This is a genomic window from Paracoccus sp. IB05 (assembly GCF_016405985.1).
Lineage (GTDB): Bacteria > Pseudomonadota > Alphaproteobacteria > Rhodobacterales > Rhodobacteraceae > Pseudogemmobacter.
In genome coordinates, this window is the sequence record NZ_JAEFCF010000004.1 from 151,990 (window position 1) to 176,142 (window position 24,153).

Here is a 24,153-nt window from a genome sequence, read left to right on the forward strand (position 1 = left end):
AAATGTCCATACTCGACAAACATAAAAAGATCGAAACCCACGCGACGCTGTTGATGGTGCTGGCCTTTATCGTGGTCGCGATCGGCGGTCTCGTGCAGATCGTGCCGCTTTTCTATCTCGAGAACACCATCGAGAAGGTGGAAGGGGTTCGCCCCTATACCCCGCTCGAACTCGCGGGTGCGCAGGTCTACAAGAACGAGGGCTGCTATAACTGCCACACCCAGATGATCCGCCCGATGCGGGACGAGGTGACGCGCTATGGCCATTACAGCCTTGCCGTCGAATCGATGTATGACAAGCCGCATCAATGGGGATCGAAACGCACCGGGCCGGATCTGGCCCGGGTGGGCGGGCGCTATTCGGATGAATGGCATGTGGATCACTTTACCGATGCCAAACAGGTGGTGCCGGAAAGCCTGATGCCGCCCTATGGTTTCCTGAAGAATAAGGTGATCGATGGCAGATATATCGCCGATTCCCTGAAGGCGAGCCGCATCGTCGGCATCCCCTATACCAATGAGATGATCGAAAACGCGCAGGCCGATTTCCTGGCCCAGGCCAATCCGGATGCCGACAGTTCCGGCCTGGAGGCACGTTACGGCGAGGCCGCTTTCGGCCGTGCGGTCAATGTCCGGAACTTTGACGGCTCGCCGAAGATCACCGAGATGGATGCGCTGATCGCCTATATGCAGGTTCTGGGGACGATGGTCGATTTCTCGACCTTCACCCCGGATCCGACACGCTGAGGAGGGTAAAGGATGGAACTCTATTCATTCCTGCGCGCCACCGCCGACAGCTGGGGCCTTCTGCTTATGTTCCTGATGTTTGTCGGCATCGCCTTCTGGGCCTTCCGCCCGGGCAGCCGGAAGACCCATGACGAGATTGCCAGCTCGATTTTCCGCAATGAGGACCGCCCCCGGATTGAAAATTCCGCGGCGGGCCCCGCGGAGCCCCGCAACAGCCAGCAGACGGAGGCGTGATTCATGTGCGCCAAAAAGATTACCAAAGCCGAACGTGACGTTCCGACCACCGGCCATGACTGGGACGGCATCCAGGAGCTGGACAACCCGATGCCGCGCTGGTGGGTCTGGGTGTTCTACGCCTGTATCGTCTGGGGCATCGGTTATACCATCGCCTATCCGGCCTGGCCTTTGCTGACCCGTGCGACGCAGGGTGTGATCGGCAATAACGAACGCGCCAATGTCGCGGCAGAGATCGCTGACTGGAATGCGAGGAATGCCGGCAACCGTGAAAAGCTGGTGGCGACCGATCTGAATGCGATCGGCGATGATCCTCAGCTTGCGGCTTTTGCTGAAAACGCAGGGGCTGCCGTGTTTCGCACCAATTGCGTCCAGTGTCATGGCGCGGGGGCAGGGGGCGTGCAGAGCCTCGGCTATCCGAACCTTCTGGATGATGACTGGCTCTGGGGCGGCTCGATGGAGGCGATCCATCAGACCGTCAGCCACGGGATCCGCAATACGACCGATCCGGATGCGCGCTACAGCCAGATGCCCGCTTTCGGAAAGGATCAGCTGCTGGAGAAACCGCAGATCGCCGAAGTGGTGGAATATGTGCTGCAGCTCTCGGGCCAGGAGCATGACGCCGCGCTGGCCTCTGCGGGGGCGACCGTCTTTGCCGATAACTGTTCCTCCTGCCATGCCGAGACCGGCAAGGGCGACCGCGAACAGGGCGCCCCTGATCTGACCGATGCGGTCTGGCTCTATGGCGGCTCGCGCGAGGCGATCACTTATAGCGTCAACAATGCGCGGTTCGGGGTGATGCCCGACTGGGCGGGGCGGCTGTCCGAGGCCGATATCCGCGCGGTCAGCTGGTATGTTCACAGTCTTGGCGGTGGCGAGTGATACATGAGACGGGCCCTTCGGGGCCCGTTTTCATATCCGGGATGGGAGAGACTGCCCGGCCCCCGGTGCGCCATTTCTTTCCCGGGACTGCGGCTGGTCTCTTCGCCATCGAGGACGAGCGCGCCACCCGGGCATGCCCGGAAAAGCGAGGTGTTTCACCCTGCGAACCTCAAAGGTGGCGTGCAGGACGGAGACTTCAGGCAATGTGACGCCGGTCATTTGCGGGCCGCTTTTTCCTGGAGGGCTCAGGGATCGAAGCCGAGCGGCGCATCGCTGCGACGGGGCATGAGAGAGCCTGTGAGGCATTGCAACAGGGTCGTGAGGCCCTCGGGCGCGAAATAGGTGACGCAGATGACGCCAGGCCCCGGCGGTGAACCAGGGCGAGATGTGAGACGCTGCCCGCGCCCGCTGCGGCTGCGGACAGGGCGGTGAGAGGGAAGATAACCCGTTTGCAGGTCCCGACCGGGCGACCTCGGCCATGTTCGCGATGTGGCGGGCCAGGGTCTTCACCAATCCCGCCGGCTGAGAGCGCAGGGGCGCTGTTTTCTGATTCTCCGACAGGGGCGGGCGAGTGTTTGCGGCCCTTGCAACCTGAGGGGGCCGGGCCGGTGAATAGTGGCGGCGCCGTGGCGGCAGTGACCGGGGCGAGGAGGGAGGCGTATTCAATTAACTAACTAATATTTCAAATAAAAATATTAATTTCTCACCTGATCCTCCGGGCGCGCCGTCCTGAAAGCACCGCGAACCTGCCTGATTTGAGCCCAAAACAATGGACATGCTCTGACCATGTTCAGTCACGAGTCAGGGCGGGCAAATGTCAGGCCAGGTTTTGCAGTTTGAGGAAGAGGGCAGCCAACGGATTGTTGTGGCGGTCAGAGCACGGCGTTTGGGGCAGACGGATCTCTTCGCGCGCCTGTCCAGCCGGCAGCCGGCAGAGTTCAGATCGCGGCGGGCGGGGAGTGGCGCCGGCAACAGTGTCGGGATCTGTCGGGATCCCGGACAGGACATGGCATGCGAAACCACCTCCGAAGCGCATGCCCAAGCCCTGTAGCGCCCGGCAGGACCAGCGCTGGCATGCAGGGGCTGGTCCGGCTTTGATTTCTGTAAGCGGCCTGTCCGCACCAAATTTGAGAGGCCTTCATGACGAAGGGTAACATCAGGCTGAAGCACCGCGAGGGGTTCGGAGAACTCAACCGCTATTGGTCGCGCCTGGCGGATCTTGAGAAGGCGGTCGAGGATTTCTACGATTACTCGCTGGCCTTTGTCGAAGAGCCGATTGACCGGGTGCTGGATAAAATCCGGTCTTTTGAGCCTTCGGTCTCGGTGATTGGCCAGATCAAGGCCGGGAAAAGCACGCTGGTCAATGCGCTGGTGGGCGAGACCGATCTCTTGCCATCAGATGTGAACCCCTGGACTTCGGTGATCACCGCGCTGCATCTGAACAGCCGGCACCGGCCGATGAATACCCGCGCGCTGTTTCGCTTTTTCGACCAGCATGAATGGGACCGGCTGGTCGCAACCGGGGGCCGGCTTGGCGAGATGGCCACCCGCGCCGGATTCGAGCAGGAAGCCGATGAGGTGCGCGCGCAGGTCACGCAGATGCGCCAGAGCACCGAGGCGCGGCTGGGGGCGGATTTCGCCAGTATCATCGGGTCGAACCATTCTTTCCCGGACCTCGATAAGGAAACGATCAACCGCTACATCTGCTACGGTGACCCGTCCGAACTGAAGGACGCATCGGGCGACGGGGTCTATGCCGATATCACCAAGACCGCCGATCTTTATATTGACGCCGAAGGGCTGCCGTCGGGCCTGTGTATCCGCGACACGCCCGGCGTGAACGACACATTCATGATGCGCGAGCAGATCACGCTCAACGCGATCCAGGACAGCCGGGTCTGCGTCGTTGTGCTGTCGGCGCATCAGGCGCTTTCCACCATGGATGTGGCGATTCTGCGCATCATCTGTGCCGTCGAGGCGCGCGAAGTGGTGATCTTCGTCAACCGGATCGACGAGCTGGCTGATCCGAAGGCCGAAGAGGAAAAGATCCGCGCTTCGATCCGCCGCACATTGGCGCGGCTGGGGCTGGATCAGGATATCTCGATCCTGTTCGGCTCGGGCTATTGGGCGAATTTCGCGATCTCGGGCGAGGGCGCGCTGATGCCGCGCAGCCTTGCCTCGCTGCAACAGCTGAATCCCGATCTGGATATCACCGACCATGAGGCGCTGCGCGAGGCGGCGTTCGAGGCTTCGGGCGTGCCCGCCTTGCACCGGCTGATTGCCGAACGTGTGATTGATGGCCCGGGGGCGGCTTTCCTGAAAGACATCGAAGCCGAGATCAAACTCATCATCGAGATGAGCGAAGCGGTGGATTCGGCGGCGCGGCTGCGCGATGCCGGGATGGCGGTGCTGACCATCAGCCAGGAAGAGCTGATGCTGAAGGTGGCAGATGCGCTGCAAAAGGTGATGACCACCTTTGACGCGGCAGCCGTCGATCTGCGCATCGCGTTGCACGAACGCCTGACCCGCGCCCGCGAAACCTTTGTCGATTCCGCGGTCGAGGCGCTGCAATCGCATATCCAGGCCTTTGGCGAGACCGGCTCCTGGGATCACGACCCGACGGGCCTGCGGATGATGATGCGCACGGCCTATCTTTCTTCCTGTGCCAGGCTGCGCCGCGAGGGCGAGATCAGCTTTGAATCGGTGCTCGATGCGGTGCAGGACGTGCTGCAAAACGAGCTGGGCGTCTATCGCAATGCCGCCAGCATCGATTTTCCGGAACAGCAGCAACATAGCGCGCCGACCGTGCTGGCCCGCACGCTGTCGCTCGACCTTCAGGGGACGTGGTGGCATCGGATCTGGGATACCGGTGCGACCGGCAGGCTGGCCGGGCGCTTCCTGCGCTTTGGCCAGGCGAAGAAGGTCGAAAAGAAATACCGTGCGCTGATTATCGAAGAGACCCAGCCGCTGATCGACAATCTGCTGACGGATTTCTTTGATCCGGCGGTCGCGGCCACGCGCGAGATCGTCACCGGATTTGCGCTGGATCAGAGCCGGTTCTGCGAGGCGCTGCTGGAGCGGCTGCATGAAAAGGGGCCGGACGAGAACAAGGCCGGGCAGTCGGATGAGACCAGTCTCGCCCGTCTGGCCGAGATGCGGAGGTTGTCGGCGTGAGGAGCTTCTGGAACCGCAGGAAACCGGCCGATCCGGTGGCTGAACGCCCTGGTGCTCCGGTGCAGCGCAAGCCGCGCATCCTGATCGCGGGCGAATTCAGCGCCGGCAAGACCCAGCTGATCAACGGGCTGGTCGGCGGGCTGATCGGCGGCCCGGTGCTGCCGTCGAATGTCACCGCGACCGCGCTGCCGCCGGTCTGGCTGGTGCGCGGCGAACCGGCGCTGATCCGTGTCGGCTTTTCGGGGCGGGGCGAGCCGCTGGCCGATCTGAACACTGTCGATCTGGAAAAGACCCAATATTGCGTGATGGCGCATCCGGCACCGGTCCTGACCGGGATGGATATTATCGACACGCCCGGCAATTCCGATCCGAATATGGCGGCCGAGACCTGGCAGCGCATGCTGGAATTTGCCGATGCCGTGGTCTGGTGTACCAATGCAACCCAGGCCTGGCGGCAAAGCGAAAAGGCGGTCTGGCAGGCGATGCCGGCGCGGCTGCGGCAGAATGCGACCATGGTGGTGACCCATGCCGATCTGCTGGGCAGCCCGGCCATGGCTGACCGCGTGTTGCAGCGCGTCCAGCGCGAGGCCGGCGCGTTTTTCGAGAGCTTCCTCATGGCGTCGCTCTTGCAGCGCGAAGATCTTGACCGCATCGCGGCCCGTCTGCGTATCGTCAGCGGCAGTGTGCGGCAGGATGGAGCGCCCAATACGCTGATCGGCCAGTTCGCGGCCTCGGTGCCGGTGCGCGTCACGACGCCCGAGCCGGCGGCCGCATCCGTTGCGACCGGGGCTGCGGACCCGCAGCCCGCTCCTGCCCTGAAAGCGCAGAATGAAGCCGGGGAGACCCCCGATCTTTCCGCATCACCGCGCGGTGCGGTCGGGGCCAATGTCCTGCAGCTCGTGCGGAACCGTCGCCCGGAGGAGACCCCGCCCGAAACCGCGCCCGAAACCCCGCCTCCGGCACGCGCGGCTCTGGTCCGCGCCGCGCTGGCCGGAGCAGAGAGCGGGCATGCGCGCAGCCTCTGGAACGAAATGAGCCAGAGCGTTGACCACAGCGATCCGGAATCGCTGCTCGCCGCTGTGGATCATTTTATCGCCCGGCTGGATGCGCAGCCCGCCCAGGCCGGCGCTGTGAATAGTAACTCTGTGAATAGTGGCTCTGCCAGTGGTGCCGGACGTGCCGGTTTCTCTGCGGATTTTTGTGAGTGAGGAGCTGACATGCAAATTGCACCTAACCAGCGCCAGGAACTGAATTTTCTTCGGGATTCCCTTGACGGGATCGACAAGGTCATCAGCCGTGACATGCGTCCGGGCTTTCGCGCGCTGCGCGAGCGGCTGGACAACTGGGCCGCAAAAGTCGCGGTGATCGGTCAGGTCAAGGCGGGCAAGTCGACCTTTCTGAACGCTTTCCTTTACAGCCATGATTTCCTGCCCTCGGATGTGAACCCCTGGACTTCGGTCGTCACCAATATAAGGGTGAACCTGCCCGGCGACCCGGTGATGGGGGCCAAATTCGAATTCTTCGGCAATGCTGACTGGAACGAGATCGTCAATGGCGACAGCCGCATCCGCAAGCTGACCGAACAGTTGCTGCCGGGCTTTGACACCCAGCTTTTGCGCGAACAAAGCGACCAGATGCGCCGGCGCGCCGAGGAACGGCTTGGCAAGCGCTATGCCGATCTCCTGGGGACGGCACATGATTACGATTATATCTCCTCGGATCTGTTGCGGAGCTATGTCTGCGCCGGGGCCGAGGATGAGACCGATCCGACGGCGGCAGGGCGTTATGCGATGCTGACCAAAGTCGCGAATGTCTATATGCGGCTGCCGGAATTCCAGGTGCCGACCATCATCACCGATACGCCCGGCGTGAATGACCCCTTCCTTGTGCGCGATGAATTCACCTGTCGCAGCCTCGACAAGTCGGATGTTTTTGTCATCGTCCTGTCGGCGCATCAGCCGCTGACCGATGTCGATATCGCGCTGATCCGGATCCTCGCGAAACAGGATAACAAGGATGTCCTGGTCTTCGTGAACCGGATCGACGAGCTGGACGATTACGACACGGATGTGCCGCGCGTGATCGAAGATGTCTCGCGGCGTCTGTGCGGAGCGATCCCGGATATTGATTTCACCATCGTGGCCGGTTCGGCCTGGATGGCGGATCTGACGCTCCAGGACGGGGAAGAGGCCGAGGCCGATCGCGCCGCCCTCGATGACACCCGCCTCGCGCGCTATATTCATTCGCGCTACGGCTATCTGCCCGATGACCGCTGCGAGCGGCTGATGCTCGCCTCTGGCATGCGCGATGTGAAAGTGGCGCTGTCGCAGCTGATCGATTCAGGCGTTGGCCGGTCGCAAATGGCGCAGATCAAGGCCGATATCCGGGCCGAGCTGAATGGCGCGCTGTTTGTGGCGCGGCGCGAACGCGCGTCGCTGCAAACCCAGGCCGGCAGCGTCAACAGTGAGGTCGCCACGATGGCGATCGAGGATCTTCAGCTGGAGATCGACGCCATCCGCAAGGTGCAGACCGAGCTGGAAGGCCATGTCGAGAATGCCGAAGTGCAGATCGAGAAGGTCCTGACCAGGTCCTGGTCCAGGCTGGAAACCCGGCTGATTGGTATGATCGAGAGCTTTATCGAAGATCAGAAGCCGGAATTCGAGGCACGGATCATGGCCGGAAAGCTGCGTGGCGAGACGGCGCGGGCGATGGAAATCGACCTCTCGCCTTTGCAAAAGGTCATGGAGCGCGAGCTTACATCGGCCTGGAGGAACTCGCGCGCGGGCACCGATGTGGTGCTCTCGAACGGGTTGTCATCGTGCCAGCAAACCATCAAAGACCGCTTCCAGGAACGGGCCGAGGGGATCGACCTTTCCGATCTGCCCTATGATGAATTTGTCTCGACGCTGACGCTGGCGAAACGGTCGCTCAGGGTGAATTTCATCTCGAATCGCAGCTGGGCTTTCTGGCGTCGGCCCGGGATCAATGTCGAAAAGAGCCTTGCCGCGCTGCGGATGATCGCGGCAGAAGAGCTGCGCCCGCCGATGGAAAAACTTCTGGCCGCCTTCAATGAGGCCCAGGTGGAACGCGCGGATGCCGGCATCGACCGGCTCCGCGTGATGCTCCGGATGTTCGAGCTCTCGCTGAATGAGCGGGTGCACCGGCTGAAAAAAGACATGGTGGAATTCGAAATGGTCGTGAATGACCCCGATTTCCGCCGCCGCATCGTCCACCGGCTGCAAAGCCAGATGGAGGTGCTGGAGCGCCGGCTGATCAACCTTTCAGCCGTGGAAAGCGCGCTGGCGCAGGCGGATGTGACGCGGGCCGCCGCTGCGGCCTGACAGACGGGCAGCCCCTGACCGGGGGACGGACGGCCTGGTACACCAGGCTGGTTGGCCGGGGAGCCGGATATGGCGGGAACGGGTTTTCAGACCGCCGGTTCCCGCCATTCTCCGTTGTGAGTCCCGCCGTTTTTCAGGGCTTGTAAGACGGCTGAAAGGTGACTCCGGAACATAGAAAATCCACCAGAGATCCATAAATTCTTCACAAAGCCGGGACAATTTCATCTTATACGAGGAGGAGGTCATCTGGCCGGCTTCTCCGGATGTGTGATGGTTCTCGTGTCGGAGCGGTTTTTGCTCTTTCTGGTTCTTTGTCCTCAGCCGGCGGCCCGCCTGTTTCCTGATCCCCGGGGAATTTCAGGCAGATTGTGCCCCCTTCGGGACGCAGCTGTCCTTGCGATGCTGCGATCTGTGCTTTCGCACAGGGGAAGGGGAACATGAAAGACATTCAATCCGCCGCAAATGGTGCCATCGCCGGATCAGCGCTTTCCGGATCGGCCTCTGTCGAAACAACGTCCTCCGGACCGGACCGCCCGCCGAACCTCGACCTGCTGAGCCAGGGTGCCGAGGTGATCAGGCCCTTCTTCCAGACGCTTGAGACCTTGCGGGACACCGTCCTTGCCAGGGCGCGCGAGAGCGACAGCGCAATGAGCCGCAAACTCGTGGCGCTTGCAGGGAAAACCGACAGTTTCGAGGCCTCGGTCACGCTGGTGGGGCCACTCAAGGCCGGCAAGACCGCGCTGGTCAATGTGCTCAGCGGTCAGCCCGGCCTGATGCCGGAGGATGGGGCCGCCCTGACCCCGGTTGTCACTGAGCTGCATGTCAATGCGCGGCAGGCCAGCCGCCGGACCCGTGCCCTGTTCCGGTTCTTTGACCCCGGCGACCGGGACAGGATGATGCGCGACACCGCGCGCCGCCATCTTTCGGCGGATGTCGAGCCGCTGTCGGGCAAAAGCCACAAATTCAGCTATGTCGATCGCGAACTGATCGGGCGCTATGTCTGCGCCGCTGACCCTGACAATCAGCAGCTGAACCCGCAAAGCCAGCAGGGCAAGTTTGCGGATATCACCAGATCGGCAGAGATCTGGCTGGATGTGCCGCAGCTTTCCGGCAGCTATCTGTTCCGCGATACGCCCGGGGTGAATGACAGGTTCCTCCTGCGCGAACAGGTCACCCTCCAGGCGCTGCGCGGGTCAAAGATCTGTGTCATGGTTCTCTCGGCGCATGAGGCGCTGAACGCCACCGATCTTGCGCTGATCCGGCTGATTACAAACTCGGAATCGCGTCAGGTTGTGCTGTTCGTCAACCGTATCGACGAGCTCGATACGCCCTCTGAGCAGGTGGCCGGAATCTATGAGAGCATCCACAAAACGCTGCGCCCCTATGGTCGTCTGCGGGATGTGAAGGTGGTATTCGGCTCGGCCCGCTGGGCGGCGATGGCGCTGCGGGGCGAGCGCCCGGATCGTGACGAAGACGGCAAGACCGCACTGTCCGACTGGGCCCGCAATTGCGATGTCGGGACCGATCCGCGCAACATGGCGCATCTGTGGAAGCTGTCGGGCATTCCCGAACTGATGCGCAGCATCAATGAGCGTATCGTTGAGGGTTCGGGCGCCCGCCATCTGGCGGCGATGCGCGGCAGGCTTGCCAATATCGCCGCCGCCAGGGCCGCCCGCAAGGCATTGGTCAGCGGCCGCGATACCGCGGGGCGGCTGACAGCTGTCGATCCGGAACAGCTGCGCGGCGATCTCGACGCCGTAGTCAGTCGTGCGCGGGAAAAACTGGAAGAGACGCTTTCCCGGCTGGAGGGAGAGCTGGCACCGGCGCTGACCCAGGTGCAGCAGGATTATGTGCTCCGCGCCACCGACGCTCTGACCGATCATCTGTGCAAAGCCGGCACGAAGGACAGCTGGACCTTCAATTCCTCGGGGCTGCGGCTGGTGCTGCGCACGACCTGTGACCGGTTTTCGGCCCGGGCCCGCGCGCAGGTGGAAACGGTGTTCTATGGCGTGGCAAGTGATCTGAGCGCGCTCTGTTCCGGCGCATTGGGGCTTGCGGTCGACGGGTTCCGGATCGAGCCGCCGCAGGTTCCCAAAGCGCCGCCGCCGGTTGTGATGGGCAAAACCATCACCATCGACCTCCGCCGCAGCTGGTGGAAGCGCTGGTGGCTGCGTCGCAGGAACCCCGCCACGCTTGCCGCCGCGTATCGCAGCCTGATCGAGGCCGGGATCTGCTCGGCGACTGATGATCTGAAACAGAGCCAGGTCATTGATGTATCCCGAGAAATCAGGCGCATTTTCGATGACTTCCTCGCTGAGCAGACCGCGACCGTGCTTGATCTCGCCAACCGACATCCCGAAGGCGGCGATTTCGGGTCGCTGCCTGCCAATGTGTCTGCCGCGATCCGACCGGAGAAGGCGCCTGGCGGTGATCCCGAAGCAGTCCCCGATCCCGGTGAGCTGCGCAAAGCCGTGGGGGGCTATTGACGGGCGGTCGGGATGGCCCTGAGCGCCTCGTCTCCGGGGGGCGCAGCATCCGCCTGGTCTGGCGGATTGCGGTTCTGTTCCGCCGCAAAGCAAGGCTTGTATCCGGCTTTTTTGTGCAGCCGACATTCTGCAACATCGCGACCTGATTGACAGGCCGGGCGTCACGGACCCGAATATTCCGCTGAAAGGCCGGATCCCCAACATCGGCCACGCCACTGCGCTGATCTGGGGGCAACAGGCTGTCCAGGCCTTGCGTGAAAGCGTGCGCGGCTGCATCAGACCCCGCGCGTGCTGATCCCCTGCAAGGACAAGATCACCTCGGACCAGGACTGCCGCAAGATCGAACCCCGACCGGAGCGCGAGACCGGAGCGCATCCTGACCGTTGCGGTCTGCCTCGGATGGTGACGCCGCCACTGTTCGCGGCTAGAATGGCGCGATCCGCGATGGTCGCCGCGCTGATCGCGGCGCAGACCACCCCAGCAGCGTTCAGTCAGGGAAATGCGATGAAGGATGCAACCCGGGTCGGCGCCAGATGCCCGTTCGGCTTTGGTGGAGAGGCAGGCGCGCCTTTCACGGCAAGCCCGCAGCTCGCCACGCCTGTCCCGGAAATCTCTGCGGAATCTGAGGAGTATCGTCATGTCGCGGGTGCACAGGACCTGGCGTGCGACACATTGCCGGGGTTTCTGTCCGCGCCGGTTCCCGAAGGTGAAAATGGTCTCGCAACTGGCCGCTGTCTTTGTGGCCAGGTCAGTTTCCGGTCGGGCCAGCCGGTCTCGATGGTCTTTGCCAGCCATGACGCGGTGTCGCGCAAACGTGCGGGCGGCGTCGCGCTGACGATCATGCTGCGCGCGGGAAGCACGGAATTCGCGGGATGGGACAATCTGGCGCATTACCAGGTCTCGGCGCGTGAGGTCTCGTATTTTTGCCGGACCTGCGGCACGCCGGTTCTGACGCGCCACCTCGCGCCCGATGCGATGGCGGGGATGATCTCGCTTTCGGCGGGGCTGCTGGACCGGACCGAAGGGCTGCGGCTTGCGGCCGAGATCAGCCATGACGAAAAGCCGGAATTCTACGCCTTTACCGGTGAGCGCCGGGTGATCACCACGGGTGAACTTGAGGCGATTTTCGCCGGTCGCGGGCGCTGAGGGCCGGCTTGCGCGCGGTCCTGCGCGCGGCCTGACTAGGGCCTGACTGGGGCCCGCATGCGGGATTGATCCAGGTCAAGGCCCGGGTGAGGCGCTTTTGGCATTAAGAAACCGCCCCGCCTTTTCGAACCCCATCGGAGACGGCGGGGGGCGGCCCTGGCCCAACCCTTCCTGTTCGCGCGTTCCGGGGTTTGGTCAGGGTCGGGATCCGGGCCGCGCCCGCTGACCTTGCGGTCACGGCTGCGGCATTTGCGCACTGCGGCACCGCGCAGGATCAAACTTGAATCGCCCATGGACTATTTGACGCATGTCAAAGCCGGCCCGCTGCCGGTCTGCGATATCAAACTGCAACAGCCGATTCCGGAGCGAGTCCGTGTCCATACCAGAAGCCAGCCCGCCGAGCCTTTACGCGGCGCGTGAGCCGATCTTTCCCCGCCGCGTCAAAGGCCATTTTCGCACGGCGAAATGGTGGATCATGGCGATCACGCTGGGCATTTACTACATCACGCCCTGGATCCGCTGGGATCGCGGGCCGAACCTGCCCGACCAGGCGGTGCTGGTGGACCTGGCCAATCGCCGCTTTTTCTTTTTCATGATCGAAATCTGGCCGCATGAATTCTATTTCGTCGCGGGTCTTTTGATCATGGCAGGGCTGGGGCTGTTTTTGTTCACCTCGGCCGCCGGGCGGGTCTGGTGTGGCTATGCCTGTCCGCAAACCGTCTGGACCGACCTTTTCATCCTGGTCGAACGCTGGATCGAGGGGGACCGCAATGCCCGCATCCGCCTGCACCGGAGCAAATGGACGGCAGAGAAGATCCGCAAAAGCGCGGTGAAATGGTCCGCATGGTTCCTGATCGGGCTTGCTACCGGCGGTGCCTGGATTTTTTACTTCACCGATGCGCCGACTTTGCTGCGTGACCTGGTGACGCTCAGCGCCAGCCCCGTTGCCTGGATCACCATGCTGACGCTGACCATGACCACCTTCGTCTTCGGTGGGTTCATGCGCGAACAGGTCTGCATCTATATGTGCCCCTGGCCCCGTATCCAGGCCGCGATGATGGACGAAGAGACGATCACCATCGCCTATCGCGACTGGCGCGGCGAGCCGCGCGGCAAGCCAGACACCGACATGGGCGACTGCATCGACTGCATGGCCTGCGTCAATGTCTGCCCGATGGGGATCGACATCCGTGACGGCCAGCAACTGGCCTGCATCACCTGCGGGCTTTGCATCGACGCCTGCAATGACATGATGGACAAGATCGGCAAGCCGCGCGGGCTGATCGACTATCTCGCGCTGACCGACGAGGCCCGTGAGCGCAGGGGCGAGCCTGCTGTTCCGGCCTGGAAACATGTTCTGCGCCCGCGCACGATCCTTTACACCCTGCTCTGGGCCGGGGTCGGGGCGGCGCTGGTGGCGGCTTTGTTCCTGCGCAGCCCGATTGATGTCAACGTCACGCCGGTGCGCAATCCGACCTTTGTGACGCTCTCGGACGGCACGATCCGCAACACCTACGAGATCCGTCTGCGCAATATGGAAGGCGAGGCCCGCTGGTTCTCCTTTTCTGTCGAAGACCCGGCGCTGGCTTTGTCGGTCGAAGGCGGCACTGAGGGCCGGATCGAGGTTCCGGCCAATGAGACCGCGCATGTGCGGCTTTACGTAACAGCGGCACCCGGGACGGCGGCAGCCGCGGCGCAGCGCAGCGATATCCGGCTCTGGATCGAGGGCGAGGCGGTGCCCGGCGTCAAAGATACCACTGACCTTGTGTCGAAAGACACGATCTTCAACGGCAAAGGCGACCAACCATGAGCAGCTTCCAGCTTCCGGGCTTTCTGCCGATGTTCCTTCTGTTCGTCCCGCTGGTTCTGGTGGTGATCGGCTTTGGCCTCTGGTTCCGGCGCGGCAGGCTGACCGGGGGGAAAGTGCTGTTCGCGGTGCTGTCCTTCTTCGGGATCGTCACGGCGGTGAATGTCTTCATGGCGTTCAAGGCGGTGTCGACCTTTCCGGGGCTCGAAGTGCAGAGCTCTTACGTTGCGGGCCGGGGGTTTGACGGGCGTCGCGAGGCGCAGGAAGCGCTTGGCTGGGGGATCGAGCAGGTTTACGAGCCCGGCCGGATGTCGCTGAGGATCACCGATGCCGGCGGCCAGCCGGTCGAGGCGCGCGCGCTTGAGGCGCTGATCGGCCGCGTGACCATCGCGAGGGATGACCAGAGCCCCGATTTCCGCTGGACCGGGAGCGGATATGAGGCGGCGGTCGAACTTGGTTCGGGCGAATGGATGATGAAGGTGCAGGCCATCGCGCAGGATGGCACGCCTTTCGAACGCCGGCTGGATTTCACCGTGGCACCAAAGGGCTGAGGTCAAAATCATGAGCATGACGGCCAGCGATCTGAACCGGATGTCTGAGAGCCCCGGCGGCATTTCGGCCTGCCCGGCCTGTGTCGTGGCCCCCGCCGCCGCCGATCTGGCGCGGGTGGTGAAGGATGCGCGGATCGTGCTGTCCCTGCCCGCAGCGCATTGTGCGGACTGTATCTCGACGGTGGAAAAGGCGCTGCAGGCGGTGCCGGGGGTGCGCTCGGCACGGCTCAATCTGACCTTGAGGCGGGTCTCGGTCGATGCCGGGCCAGAGATCACGCCCACCGATCTGGTTCAGGTGCTGGATCGCGCCGGCTATGAGGCGCATGAGCTGGATCCGGGGCTTTTGTCACTGACCGAGACCGATCGCCAGGGCCGCGAGCTTCTGATGCGGATGGGTGTCGCCTTCTTTTCCATGATGAATGTCATGCTTTTGTCGGTGGCGGTCTGGTCCGGCGCCGATGGGGCGACGCGCGATATGTTCCACTGGATTTCCGGTGCCATCGCGCTGCCGACGGTGGTGTTTTCCGCGCAGCCGTTTTTCAGGGGCGCCTGGCGGTCGGTGAAGGCGGGGCGGCTGGGGATGGATTTCCCGATCAGCCTTGCAATTGTGCTGGCCTGTTTCATCTCGGTTTTCGAGACCATCAATTCCGGGCCTCATGCCTATTTCGATGCCGCCGTGATGCTGACCTTCTTTCTGTTGATCGGGCGCTATCTCGACCACCGCACCAGGGCGATTGCGCGGTCTGCGGCGCAGGAACTGGCCGCGCTGGAAGTGCCGCGCGCCATCGTGCTTGCGGCGGGCGCCGAACTGGTCAAACCGATCAGCGAGGTTGCGGTTGGTGATCTGGTCCTCGTGCGACCCGGCGGGCGGATGCCGGTTGATGGCGTGGTGACAGAGGGCGCCTCCGAGATCGACCGCAGCCTTCTGACCGGTGAGACACTGCCGGTCGCGGCCCATCCCGGCACCATGGTCTCGGCGGGAGAGGTCAATCTGACCGGCCCGCTGACTTTGCGCGTCACGGCAGCGGGCAAGGACAGCTCGCTGCATCAGATGGCTGATCTGGTCGCGGTGGCCGAGGCCGCAAAGACCCGCTACACCTCGCTGGCCGAACGCGCCGCGCATGCCTATTCCTCGATCGTGCATGTGCTGGCGGCGGTCGCCTTCACCGGCTGGCTGATCTGGACCGGCGGCGATTTCCGCTTGTCGGTCAATATCATGGCGGCGGTGCTGATCATCACCTGCCCCTGTGCGCTTGGCCTCGCGGTGCCGGCGGTGCTGACCTCGGCGAGCGGAAAGCTCTTCCGCAAGGGGATGCTGATCAAGGACGGCACCGCGCTGGAGCGGATGTCGCAGGTCGATACGGTGGTGTTTGACAAGACCGGCACGCTGACCATGGGCCAGCCGCTGGTGACGAACCTGGACGATCACCCGCTGTCTGCGCGCGAGGTGGCGCTGGCGCTGGCCGGGGCCTCATCGCACCCGCTGGCCATGGCGCTTGCCGAGGCGGCACGTGCCGCAGGCGTGCGCCCCGCGCGGGTTGAGGAGATCTGCGAGATACCCGGCTATGGCATCGAAGGCCGCTGGAAAGGGATGCGCGTCCGCCTTGGCCGCGCCGCATGGTGCGGCACTGACGCGGGCAATGAAACCGCAACCTGGCTTTCCACCGGCGAGGGCGCGCCGCGCGCCTTTACCTTCACCGACCGGCTGCGCCCTGGTGCCGCCGATCTGATGGCGGCACTTAAGGCGGGCGGTCAGCGGGTGATCCTTCTGTCGGGAGATAACGCGGCGGCGGTGTCTTCGCTGGCGGCAGAGCTTGGCATCGACGACTGGTCGGCGGGTGTCTTGCCGTCTGAGAAAGCCACGCGGATCCGGGATCTGCGGGCCGGGGGCGCCCGGGTCCTGATGGTCGGCGACGGGCTGAATGACACGGCAGCACTGGCCGAGGCCTGTGTTTCGATCTCGCCCGCCTCGGCGCTGGATGCAGCGCGGGTGGCTTCGGATATCGTGCTTCTGGGGCAGAATATCGCACCCATCGCCGATGCGATCCGCATTTCGCGTCAGGCCTCGAAGCGGATCGTCGGGAATTTCAGGATTTCCGCCGGGTATAATATCGTGGCGGTGCCGCTGGCGCTTTTCGGCCTAGCGACCCCCCTTGCGGCGGCGCTTGCAATGTCGCTGTCATCGATTACGGTCTCGCTCAACGCCCTGCGTCTGAAATAGGGAGCGCTTATGGAAATCCTTGGCATCCTGATCCCGGTCTCGCTGTTCATGGGGGGCATTGGCCTTCTGGCCTTCATCTGGGCCATGCGGTCGCGGCAGTTTGACGACCCCGAAGGCGATGCCAGCCGGATCCTGACGAAAGACTGGGACGACAAGCCGCGCCCGGATTGAGCGGGATTTCCTGACTTCGCGGCCGTCTCGCACAGGCGCATGATGGCGCTGTGAGACATAGCGGAGGTCCGGATGCGACAGATCCTGTTTGCAATGGCTGCGGCACTGGCGCCGGGGGCGGCTCTGGCCTGCCAGATCACCCATGTGCCGACGCCGGAAAGCGCGGCTGCGGCGGATTACGTGGTGGCGGGACGGGTGATCGACTATCTTCCCGAGGCCTGGGACAGCTTTGCGCGTGCGCCCCGCTATGCGCTTTTGCGGATGGAGGTGAGCGAGGTCTGGAAGGGCGAGGTCGGCGATGTTTTCGAGCTGGTGTTGACGGATGACACCATGCCGTTGCCCCGTAACTGGGATTGGCCGCAAGAGATCATCATTGTTGCCATGGACCCGAAAAATCCAGGCAAAGCCCCGCGCGACAGCCTGCCCCAGGCCGGGTTTTCCATCTGCGCCATGCCGCTGGCGGTGCTGACGGACGAAAGCCGCGCCGCGTTCCGGGACTATTTTTCTGCGGCGGAGTGACGGGGCAGGCGGAACGACAAAGGCTCCGGGATCAGATCCCGGAGCCTTTTTGCATTGAGCCAAAGCTGTATGTCAAAGCAGTCGGTCGGAGGGGCTCAGGCCGGCCCCATCGTCTCGCAGGCGGTGCCGCGCGCGCGCAGCCGGCGGCAGGCAAGGTCAGCCTGGTCTTCGGTGAGACCGAGGAAGGAGGCGCGGTATTTGCCGCCCTTTTGCGTGACCTTGCGCAGCCCCTGGTCGAGCGTGGCACTTTCGGTCAGCCCGGTGCGCAGGAGCGCGCGTTCGGCCTCGTAATGCGAGTTATAGGCGCCGACCGCGACCCCAAAACCGCGCCCGCCCGAGGTCGATTTTGACACGACGACCAGCTCTTCCGCCGGCGCCTGAGGCGCGGGTTCTGCTGCCGCCATGCGGACAGGCTCAAAGATCGGTGCGCGGCGGGTCGGGGCCTCGGGATCGGTGACCATGGTTTGCGCATTCGCCGCCACGGTTTCCACGGCTGTCAGCGCGCCCTCAGATCCCGACGGGGCAGGGAGTTCGGACATCACTTCGGGCGCGACATCGCTGGCCCCGGCAAGCTGGATCGCTTCGGCCTCCGGCCTGGTGGCCGGTTCTGCGGCAGGGGCGACAAGCTCATAGACCGGAGCGGGTTCAGGGGCGACTTCAGCCAGCAGCGTTTCAGGGGCAGTCTCAGGCGCCGCTGCTGCCCGCGTCACATATTCGGGGCGGGGCATCGGCCGCAGCCCGGCCAGCGCCATATCCTGCGAGGCGGGGGCAACGGCCTCGGGCGCCGGGGTTTCTGCCGGGGCACCACCAGCGGCCAGTGCCGCAGCCTGGGCCTCAAGGCTGCCCGGAACGCTCTCGGGTGCGACCGCAGCCATTGCCACGGCCGGTGCCTCTTCGGCAACCGGTGCCGCAGCGGCTGCGGCGGCCAGCGCGGCCTCGACCGCTTGCGGGTCAACCGTTTCGATCGCGGCGCCGGATGCGGACCCTGACGCGGCTGCAAGTTCGACCGCCTGTGCCTCAAGCGTGCCGGGCGGCGGCGGAACGGCGGTGGCTTCGGCCAAAGCCGATTCGACGCCTTCGGCAATGGCCGCCGAAAGCGCATCCGGCACCACGACCGGCGCCGCCTCGGCGATCAGGGCCTCGGGGACGCCTCCCCGGGCGGGGCGGGCTTTCGGACGCGGCGAGCTGGTCATCGCGCCGGACACGCGCAGCGTCTTGGCGGCGCCGCCGGGCACATTCGGCGTGTCGATGGCCGCAGGGCTGTTATCGGCAAGCAGGTCGGCGGCGACGGCATCGCCGCCCTGGATACCCGCCGCAGCCGGCCGCTTTTCACGCACGCCATTCTTCGCGAGGTTAAAGCCTTTGTTCATCAGATCGACCATCTTTGCGTTGCGCTGTGCGGTCGACGTGCCGCCAAAGACAGTGGCAATGATGCGCTTGTCGCCACGCTTGGCCGATGCGGTCAGGTTGAACCCGGCGGGCACGGTATAGCCGGTCTTGATGCCATCAGCGCCTTCATAGCCATCGAGGAACCGGCTGTTGGTGTTCACCACTTTGGCGATGCCGGCATCGGCGGTGCGGCGTGAGAAGATGTTGTAGAATTGCGGGAAGTCGTAAAACAGGTGCCGCCCGAGCAGGTTCATATCGCGCGCGGTCGAAAGATGACCGGTCGCGGTCAGGCCATTGGCGTTTTTAAAGGTGGTGTTCTTCATCCCGAGCGCGCGGGCGGTGCGGGTCATGCGGCTCGCGAAAGCCGCCTCATTGCCGCCGATATGATCGCCAAGCGCCGAAGCCGCATCATTGGCGGATTTGATCGCGGCGGCGCGGATCAGATAGCGCACCTTGATCTGCTGCCCGGCCTTGAGCCCCAGCCGCGACGGCGGCTGCGCGGCGGCATGTTTCGTCACAGTGACCACGGTATCAAGCGACAGGCGCCCGGCCTGGATCTCCTGGAAGGTGATGTAAAGCGTCATCATCTTGGTCAGCGAGGCGGGGTGCAGCCGCGTATCCGCATTTTGCGACCAGAGTTCCTCGCCGGTGCGCGCATCCATGATGATCGCAGCAAAGGGCGCAGCATGGGCCGGAGCCGGCGCCAGCGCAGGGAAAATCAGCGCAAAAAGCGCGATGAATAGCGTTATGCTGCGGATAAACCGCCCGATAAGCGATGCCACGTCGCCGATCCTTTGCCTGTTTCGGACCCCGGTTTTTATGGGATCTCACTTCTGCCTGACGGACAGGCTAGCACAGGTCTCCCTGGTGGAAAACCCGGAAATTTCAAGGGGTTTTCGCGGAAATTTCACCTGATGCAGCTATGTTTCACCCCGCCATATCCAGGGTGAATCGCCGCAAATATCGCTATTTCCTGGGGGCCTGGCAGAGGTCTTGCAGCAATCCGGGCAGGAAAGACAGGTCCGCAAGGTGACGGTAGCGGGGGTTTTGCACCGGCTCATCGGCGGATTCCAGCTCCCAGGCGGGTCCGTTGGGCACATGCACGCCCCAGGCACCTGCCTCCAGCGGCGCCACCACATCCGAGCGCATCGAATTGCCGGTCATCAGCGCGCGCGCTGCCCCCTCGCCATGGCGGGCAAAAATCTTCCGGTACACCTCGGGCGTCTTTTCCGACACGATCTCGACCGCATCGAAACGATCACCAAGCCCGGACTGTGCCAGTTTGCGCTCCTGATGCAAAAGATCGCCCTTGGTGATCAGGATCAGCCGATAATCCCCCGCCAGCGCCTCGACCGTCTCGCGGGCATGGGGGATCAGTTCGACCGGATGATCCAGCATCGCGCGCCCGGCGCCCAGCAGTTCCGCGATCACCGAAGCCGGCACGCGTCCCTCGGTCACCTCGATCGCGGTTTCGATCATCGACAGGGTAAAGCCCTTCACCCCATAGCCATAGGCGCCGATATTGCGCTTTTCCGCAGCGAGCAGTCGCTCCTGCAGCTGATTTGGGTCGCTGTAATTGCGCAGGAGATCGGTGAAATGCTCCTGGGTGAGGCGGAAAAACGCCTCATTCTGCCACAGCGTATCATCCGCATCAAAGCCGATGGAGGTGATCATCTGGCGGTTCCCCGGTGTTGTTGTGACACGGGCGTTGATGCATCAATGCGATCTTAACACTCTCGTGGCTCTTTTCGTGGTGAGAAAAGCGATTATATTCCTGTCAGATTCAAGACAATGCGAATCCTTTCAGCAGCCGGAGAACCCGATTTGGCCTATAACCCGTTTACCCTGTCTGACCGCGAAAATGGTCCGGGCGCCGGTGGGTCGGGTGGCGCACCGGGCGAGGAGACGTCGCTTCTCGCCAAGCCCAAGCCGAAGACACAGCGCCCGCCGCTTTATAAGGTCTTGCTGCTGAACGATGACTACACACCGATGGAGTTTGTGGTCCATATTCTGGAACGCTTCTTCGGGATGAACCACGCCCAGGCCTTCGATATCATGCTGATGGTTCATAAAAAGGGTCTCGCCGTAGTCGGGGTCTTTTCGTTCGAAGTGGCCGAGACCAAGGTCGCCCAGGTGATGGATTTCGCCCGCCGTCACCAGCATCCGCTTCAATGCACGATGGAAAAAGAGTAAGGCGGGCGAAACTGGCCCTCGCGTTACAGGCGGAACATGCGTGCATCCCGGATAGAGCTGGCCCTGGAACAGGGCCTTTTTGTGCTTCCTTCAGAAGGTAAGATTGCCGTTTATCGCCCGCAGGAGGGCGATGACCTCTCAGATCTTCCCAAAGATCGTACCGTCGTGCTGACGGGCTTTCGCCCTGACCGCGACCATTTTGCGGCGCGCGGATATGCGGTCGAAGGCGAGGGGCCCTGGGCGGCGGCGCTTGTCTGCGTGCCGCGTTCGCGCGAATATGCACGCGCGCTTCTGGCCGAGGCGGCAGCAGCGGTCAGCCCGGGCGGGCCGGTGCTGGTTGACGGGCAAAAGACCGATGGTATCGAGACCGCGCTGAAGGATCTGAAGCCGCTCATCGCGCTGTCAGGCCCGATTTCCAAGGCGCATGGCCGCATAGCAGCCTTCCCCGCCGGGCCGGAACTGGCTGCATGGGCCGCCCGCCCGCGTGAGATCGGGGGCGGTTTCATCACCCGGCCGGGGGTGTTTTCCGCCGATGGGCCGGATCCGGGATCGGTGCTGCTGGCAGAGTCGCTGCCCGAAAAGATCGGCCCGAAAGTGGTCGATCTGGGCGCGGGCTGGGGCTATCTTTCGCAAGCGATCCTTGCACGCAACAGCGTCAAACGGCTTGATCTGGTCGAGGCCGAAGCGGTCTCGCTGGACTGCGCGCGCGAGAATATCCAGGACGCCCGCGCCCGGTTCCACTGGGGAGATGCGCTGAACTTCCGCCCCGAAAGCCTTGTCGAGACCGTGGTGATGAACCCGCCCTTCCATATCGGCCGCAGCTCTGACCCGAGGCTGGGCCTGGCCTTCATCCAGGCGGCGCGGAAGATGCTGGCGCCGGATGGGGCGCTCTGGATGGTCGCGAACCGCCATCTGCCCTATGATGAGGCGCTGACCACCCATTTCCTGGAATATGAGACAATCGCGCAGACCAATGCCTTCCGCGTGACCCGCGCCATCAAGCCGCGCCGCCCGACCCGATAAGCGCTGCCAGAACCCCGAGATCCAGCATGTCATTCTCTCTTTCCGGCAAGACCGCCATCGTCACCGGCGCCGCCAGCGGCCTCGGTCTCGCCATCGCACGCCATCTGATCCACAAGGGCGTGCGGGTCATGTTGGCCGATGCGGATGAGGCGCGGCTGATGGCCGAGATGGGCGAGGCGGCCCAGGACGAAAGCTCGGTGCGGCTTTTCCCCGGCGATCTGACGAAAAAGCTGACGCTGGTGAACCTGGTCTCGGCCACAATAGAGGCCTTTGAGCGGATCGATATCCTGATCAATGCCGCGCGCCGCTGCCAGATCTCTGAGGTGCTGAACCCTGATGCCGATCATGTCGAGACGCTCTGGCAGCAGAATGTGGTCGCGACGCTGCGGCTCAGCCAGCTTGTGGCGAAACGGATGATCCAGGCCGCCACCGGCACCGAACCGGATGAATATGGCGCTGTCGGCTCGATCATCAATTTCTCGTCGGTGGCGGCGGTCCGGGTACAGCCCGAATTGCTGGGCTATTCCATGGCCTCGGCGGCGGTAGAGCAGATGACGCGGACGCTTGCCGTGGCGCTGGCGCCGAAAGGGATCCGGGTCAATGCGGTCTCGATCGGCTCGGTGATGAGCGCAAGCCTGCAACTGGCGCTGAAAGAGGCGCCCGCGCTGCGGGAACGGATCGAAAGCGGCACGCCCCTTGGCCGGATCGCGGCGCCTGACGAGCTGGTCGAGACGATCCAGTATCTCGCCTCGGATGCGTCGCGCTTTGTGACCGGCCAGGTGCTGGTGGTGGATGGCGGGCGCGGGCTGCTGGATGCCGTCGCCGCGCCTGCGTTCTGACGCCCGTGTGACAGGGCGCCGGGTCTCAGCCCTGTTCGGCCACGAGCCAGGGCAGTTCCGAGAAATCCGAAAACCGCGCGGTCTGCGGCATCTCTTCGGCCGGCGATTTGCGGTAGCCTTCGGTGTAGAGGAGGAAGGGCAGCCCGGCGGCGAGCGCGGTATCGGCATCGACTTCGCTGTCGCCGACATAGAGCGCGGTCCCGCCGCCCAGTTCGGTGATGCACAGATGCAGGGGCGCGGGGTCCGGCTTCAGCGCGACGCGGCCCCCGCCGACGATGGCCGCGAAATAGCCGGTCAGCCCCATCTGATCGAGGACGATCCGTGCTGCCGTCTCGGGCTTGTTGGTGCAGATGCCAAGCGGGTGGCCCGCGGCCTGCAAGGCGTCAAGCGCCGCGATCACACCGGGGTAGATCCGGGTGCGCGCGGTGGGATCGGCCTCATATGCGGCCTCCATCGCGGCAACCAGCCGGGGATGTTGCGCCATGTCAACGCCCCGGGTCTCCATCGCGCGCCGCACCAGATTGGCGACGCCTTTGCCGATGAAAGAGGTGACCGTGGGAAGGTCAAAAGGCGCCTGGCCTTCGGCTTGGAACACCTGGTTCAGCGCGGCCTGGAGATCGGGGACGGAATCGATCAGCGTGCCGTCGAGGTCGAAGATGACCGGGGTTGCAGTGGTGGTCATTGGCGGGCCGCCTCGGCCACGGCGCGCAAAGCGCGGATATTTTCGCCATAAGGCGCGGGGTTTTTCACCGACCCGCCGGAGAAGACGGCAGATCCCGCCACCAGCACATCGGCGCCGGCTGCAACGACCAGCGGCGCGGTCTCGGTGGTGACGCCGCCATCGATCTCGATATGGATCGGGCGGTCGCCGATCAGGGCGCGCAGGCGGCGGATCTTGTCGATCTGCGACAGGATCAGCTTTTGCCCGCCAAAGCCCGGATTGACCGTCATCACATTGATCAGGTCGATCTGGTCGAGCAGATATTCCACCGATTCAATGCCGGTCGCGGGGTTGAGGCAGATCCCCGCCTTGACGCCGTATCCCCGGATCGCCTGAAGCGAGCGATGCATATGCGGGCCCGCTTCGAGATGGACCGAGATGAAATCGGCGCCGGCTTTGGCGAAGGATTCGAGATAGGCATCGACCGGCGCGATCATCAGATGGACATCCATCACGCCTTTGATATGCGGCCGGATCGCGGCGCAGGTCGCCGGGCCGAAGGTGATATTCGGAACGAAATGCCCGTCCATCACATCGACATGCACCCAATCGGCACCCTGGGCCTCGATCGCTTCGCATTCGGCGCCGAAATTGGCGAAATCGGCTGAGAGGATCGAAGGGGCGATCTTGATCGCGCGCGAGAAGCTCATATGCGGGGCCTTTCCGACTGGGATGCGCCTGAAATAGCCGTGATCGGGTCCTGGTGCCAG

Annotated in this window: 20 protein-coding genes; 16 read left to right on the top strand and 4 right to left on the bottom strand. The window is 63.7% G+C overall.

Annotated features, from left to right (window positions below; translation table 11 throughout):
- Positions 1-2: 2 nt before the first annotated feature.
- From ccoO to JC607_RS04515, 13 genes are all read left to right on the top strand, one after another.
- Positions 3-746, top strand: coding sequence for a cytochrome-c oxidase, cbb3-type subunit II (gene ccoO, locus JC607_RS04455; RefSeq protein ID WP_198835739.1), 744 nt, complete (start codon positions 3-5; stop codon positions 744-746).
- A 12-nt stretch (positions 747-758) separates the two neighbouring features.
- Positions 759-980, top strand: a complete 222-nt coding sequence (locus JC607_RS04460) for a cbb3-type cytochrome c oxidase subunit 3 (protein ID WP_198835740.1) — start codon at positions 759-761, stop codon at positions 978-980.
- 3 nt (positions 981-983) lie between these two features.
- A complete protein-coding gene (gene ccoP, locus JC607_RS04465; protein WP_198835741.1) occupies positions 984-1,862 on the top strand; it encodes a cytochrome-c oxidase, cbb3-type subunit III in 879 nt (292 codons plus the stop codon).
- 1,140 nt (positions 1,863-3,002) lie between these two features.
- On the top strand, positions 3,003-5,036 hold the full coding sequence (locus tag JC607_RS04470) for a dynamin family protein (protein WP_198835742.1): 2,034 nt from the start codon (positions 3,003-3,005) through the stop codon (positions 5,034-5,036).
- A 35-nt stretch (positions 5,037-5,071) separates the two neighbouring features.
- A complete protein-coding gene (locus tag JC607_RS04475; protein WP_198835743.1) occupies positions 5,072-6,244 on the top strand; it encodes a GTPase in 1,173 nt (390 codons plus the stop codon).
- Positions 6,245-6,253: 9 nt separating this feature from the next.
- On the top strand, positions 6,254-8,377 hold the full coding sequence (locus JC607_RS04480; protein WP_198835744.1) for a dynamin family protein: 2,124 nt from the start codon (positions 6,254-6,256) through the stop codon (positions 8,375-8,377).
- 437 nt (positions 8,378-8,814) lie between these two features.
- On the top strand, positions 8,815-10,863 hold the full coding sequence (locus JC607_RS04485; protein WP_198835745.1) for a dynamin family protein: 2,049 nt from the start codon (positions 8,815-8,817) through the stop codon (positions 10,861-10,863).
- A 288-nt stretch (positions 10,864-11,151) separates the two neighbouring features.
- Positions 11,152-12,009: a GFA family protein gene (locus JC607_RS04490; RefSeq protein WP_198835746.1), complete on the top strand. Its 858-nt coding sequence runs from the start codon at positions 11,152-11,154 to the stop codon at positions 12,007-12,009.
- A 373-nt stretch (positions 12,010-12,382) separates the two neighbouring features.
- The gene (gene ccoG / locus JC607_RS04495) at positions 12,383-13,819 is read left to right on the top strand and encodes a cytochrome c oxidase accessory protein CcoG (protein WP_370584749.1); all 1,437 of its coding nucleotides are present in this window, start codon (positions 12,383-12,385) and stop codon (positions 13,817-13,819) included.
- Entirely contained in the window at positions 13,816-14,367 is a 552-nt protein-coding gene (locus tag JC607_RS04500) for a FixH family protein (RefSeq protein ID WP_233092635.1), read from the top strand. The genes ccoG and JC607_RS04500 overlap by 4 nt, the downstream gene beginning before the upstream one ends.
- A gap of 16 nt (positions 14,368-14,383) precedes the next feature.
- Positions 14,384-16,588 (top strand): heavy metal translocating P-type ATPase, encoded by a 2,205-nt coding sequence (locus tag JC607_RS04505; RefSeq protein WP_198835787.1) that lies wholly within the window; start codon positions 14,384-14,386, stop codon positions 16,586-16,588.
- A gap of 9 nt (positions 16,589-16,597) precedes the next feature.
- Complete coding sequence (gene ccoS, locus JC607_RS04510) at positions 16,598-16,759, top strand: cbb3-type cytochrome oxidase assembly protein CcoS (protein ID WP_092900746.1); 162 nt, start codon at positions 16,598-16,600, stop codon at positions 16,757-16,759.
- Positions 16,760-16,831: 72 nt separating this feature from the next.
- Complete coding sequence (locus JC607_RS04515; RefSeq protein ID WP_198835748.1) at positions 16,832-17,278, top strand: hypothetical protein; 447 nt, start codon at positions 16,832-16,834, stop codon at positions 17,276-17,278.
- A 95-nt stretch (positions 17,279-17,373) separates the two neighbouring features.
- Here JC607_RS04515 and JC607_RS25320 read toward each other — a convergent pair whose 3' ends face one another.
- Positions 17,374-19,449 (bottom strand): D-alanyl-D-alanine carboxypeptidase family protein, encoded by a 2,076-nt coding sequence (locus tag JC607_RS25320; protein ID WP_370584750.1) that lies wholly within the window; start codon positions 19,447-19,449, stop codon positions 17,374-17,376.
- Between the two features lie 184 nt (positions 19,450-19,633).
- A complete protein-coding gene (locus JC607_RS04525; protein ID WP_198835749.1) occupies positions 19,634-20,341 on the bottom strand; it encodes an HAD family hydrolase in 708 nt (235 codons plus the stop codon).
- Between the two features lie 150 nt (positions 20,342-20,491).
- Between JC607_RS04525 and clpS the strand changes: the two genes are divergently transcribed.
- The 3 genes from clpS to JC607_RS04540 are packed head-to-tail and all read left to right on the top strand — an operon-like array spanning position 20,492 to position 22,722.
- The gene (gene clpS, locus JC607_RS04530) at positions 20,492-20,860 is read left to right on the top strand and encodes an ATP-dependent Clp protease adapter ClpS (protein ID WP_249496036.1); all 369 of its coding nucleotides are present in this window, start codon (positions 20,492-20,494) and stop codon (positions 20,858-20,860) included.
- 36 nt (positions 20,861-20,896) lie between these two features.
- Positions 20,897-21,883, top strand: a complete 987-nt coding sequence (locus tag JC607_RS04535; protein WP_198835750.1) for a class I SAM-dependent methyltransferase — start codon at positions 20,897-20,899, stop codon at positions 21,881-21,883.
- A gap of 26 nt (positions 21,884-21,909) precedes the next feature.
- Positions 21,910-22,722, top strand: coding sequence for an SDR family NAD(P)-dependent oxidoreductase (locus JC607_RS04540; protein WP_198835751.1), 813 nt, complete (start codon positions 21,910-21,912; stop codon positions 22,720-22,722).
- A gap of 25 nt (positions 22,723-22,747) precedes the next feature.
- Here the strand turns inward: JC607_RS04540 and gph are convergent, their stop codons facing one another.
- Complete coding sequence (gph, locus tag JC607_RS04545; RefSeq protein ID WP_198835752.1) at positions 22,748-23,404, bottom strand: phosphoglycolate phosphatase; 657 nt, start codon at positions 23,402-23,404, stop codon at positions 22,748-22,750.
- Positions 23,401-24,093, bottom strand: a complete 693-nt coding sequence (gene rpe, locus JC607_RS04550; protein ID WP_198835753.1) for a ribulose-phosphate 3-epimerase — start codon at positions 24,091-24,093, stop codon at positions 23,401-23,403. Before rpe ends, gph begins: the two co-directional genes overlap by 4 nt.
- Between the last annotated feature and the right edge of the window lie 60 nt (positions 24,094-24,153).

Coding starts and splice junctions, on each gene's coding strand:
- ccoO (WP_198835739.1), top strand. CDS start 3: ATGTCCATACTCGACAAACATAAAAAGATCGAAACCCACGCGACGCTG.
- JC607_RS04460 (WP_198835740.1), top strand. CDS start 759: ATGGAACTCTATTCATTCCTGCGCGCCACCGCCGACAGCTGGGGCCTT.
- ccoP (WP_198835741.1), top strand. CDS start 984: ATGTGCGCCAAAAAGATTACCAAAGCCGAACGTGACGTTCCGACCACC.
- JC607_RS04470 (WP_198835742.1), top strand. CDS start 3,003: ATGACGAAGGGTAACATCAGGCTGAAGCACCGCGAGGGGTTCGGAGAA.
- JC607_RS04480 (WP_198835744.1), top strand. CDS start 6,254: ATGCAAATTGCACCTAACCAGCGCCAGGAACTGAATTTTCTTCGGGAT.
- JC607_RS04485 (WP_198835745.1), top strand. CDS start 8,815: ATGAAAGACATTCAATCCGCCGCAAATGGTGCCATCGCCGGATCAGCG.
- JC607_RS04500 (WP_233092635.1), top strand. CDS start 13,816: ATGAGCAGCTTCCAGCTTCCGGGCTTTCTGCCGATGTTCCTTCTGTTC.
- JC607_RS04505 (WP_198835787.1), top strand. CDS start 14,384: ATGACGGCCAGCGATCTGAACCGGATGTCTGAGAGCCCCGGCGGCATT.
- ccoS (WP_092900746.1), top strand. CDS start 16,598: ATGGAAATCCTTGGCATCCTGATCCCGGTCTCGCTGTTCATGGGGGGC.
- JC607_RS04515 (WP_198835748.1), top strand. CDS start 16,832: ATGCGACAGATCCTGTTTGCAATGGCTGCGGCACTGGCGCCGGGGGCG.
- JC607_RS04525 (WP_198835749.1), bottom strand. CDS start 20,341: ATGATCACCTCCATCGGCTTTGATGCGGATGATACGCTGTGGCAGAAT.
- JC607_RS04535 (WP_198835750.1), top strand. CDS start 20,897: ATGCGTGCATCCCGGATAGAGCTGGCCCTGGAACAGGGCCTTTTTGTG.
- JC607_RS04540 (WP_198835751.1), top strand. CDS start 21,910: ATGTCATTCTCTCTTTCCGGCAAGACCGCCATCGTCACCGGCGCCGCC.
- gph (WP_198835752.1), bottom strand. CDS start 23,404: ATGACCACCACTGCAACCCCGGTCATCTTCGACCTCGACGGCACGCTG.
- rpe (WP_198835753.1), bottom strand. CDS start 24,093: ATGAGCTTCTCGCGCGCGATCAAGATCGCCCCTTCGATCCTCTCAGCC.